Genomic DNA, 859 nt, shown 5'->3' on the forward strand with positions numbered 1-859 from the left:
GTACTTGGAAAGCCCCCAAACGGTAAAATGGCGTTAGCCCCGAATCTCAGCTTGCAACCACGCAAACAGTGGGAACAAGCGTCTTTTTTCGGATCGGTTGTCGGGTTATCCTTTTCATCGGCAACAGGTCCGCCTGTGTAGCCACACTCCGCAGAGCGATATTGCCAAATACAGGTATCTGATGTAATCATCAACAACGGTATGCGAGCATTATCTGTTTCTGCGGGTAAAGCCAGCTCAAATGTCGCTACTTCATCATTTAGGCTTTTTAACTGCTCAATGATGAATAAACTCACACTTTCCTGTGTCGGATCGGCTTGTGGATTTTGTCCGTTAGGGAAATTGCGAGCATCAAGGAATTGAGCATAGACTAAACGACGTGTCACCTTTGCCCCAATTCCTTGTCCGAAATCTGCGGCTAAAGCGGTGACAATGCCGTACAGGTTTGAGATTGTTAAAGTCGGTCGGTTACTCGGACCTTGACCGCTAATTTCAAAACCGTCCGCATTAATTGGATAGGCTTGGTATTCGTTACCTTGCCACCAAACATTCTGCTGACCTTGATTTAAGCCATTGTGAAAGCGTAATAACTCCCCTTTTTGTGTTTGGTCGCTATTACTGCTGATATGCCTTAAATCAATTTCCCACAGTTCAATCAAGGCATTTTGTTCCAGTTTTGGCAGTTCGTTTGCCATTTTTTGGGGTAGGGCTTTTGGCATTACATACTCCTATCGTCTAAATTGACCACCCGCACGAGCGAAATTATTGGTGATCGCATTCTGACTTTCTTCTCTTGCGATTCCTCTCATTGTTTTTAACAATTCCACTGTGATATGAGTGCCATCTGGCGTTTCTTCTT

The 859-nt window shown here is 44.7% G+C and carries 1 protein-coding gene; it reads right to left on the reverse strand.

All coding sequences use genetic code 11. The annotated features are described in order from the left end of the window. Window positions 1-719, reverse strand: a 719-nt coding sequence (locus tag B0183_RS11130; RefSeq protein ID WP_078208803.1) for a phage minor tail protein L, incomplete at its 3' end; no start/stop codon positions are given. Window positions 720-859: the final 140 nt, after the last annotated feature.

This window comes from Glaesserella parasuis (assembly GCF_002015085.1).
GTDB lineage: Bacteria > Pseudomonadota > Gammaproteobacteria > Enterobacterales > Pasteurellaceae > Glaesserella > Glaesserella parasuis.